This window comes from Microbacterium sp. GbtcB4 (assembly GCF_019091465.1).
In the GTDB taxonomy this organism is placed as follows: domain Bacteria; phylum Actinomycetota; class Actinomycetes; order Actinomycetales; family Microbacteriaceae; genus Microbacterium; species Microbacterium paraoxydans.
Genome location: NZ_JAGXJJ010000527.1, coordinates 1 through 238, shown reverse-complemented (window position 1 = coordinate 238; position 238 = coordinate 1). Strand labels below are relative to the sequence as shown.

At 70.2% G+C, this 238-nt stretch carries 1 pseudogene; it reads left to right on the top strand.

Features of this window, described 5'->3' with window-relative positions:
• Positions 1–238 (top strand): annotated as a pseudogene (locus tag KVS71_RS18705) (sugar ABC transporter permease); the annotation flags it as partial.

Here is a 238-nt window from a genome sequence, read left to right as displayed (position 1 = left end):
TGGAAGACCATCCGCCCGCCGCTCACGCCCAACTTCTCCGTCGTCATCATCCTGTCGACGACCTGGGACTTCAAGGTCTTCGCGCCGGCCTACCTCATGCCCGGCGGCAGCGGCGGCAACCGCCAGGTGCTCAACCCCGGCGTGGGGGCGTACGTGGGGTGGGTCGGTCGGACCCGCTACGGTTTCGGCGCCGCGCGGCCCGTGCTGTGGTCCCTCGGCTGGTACCGCACAACGTTCG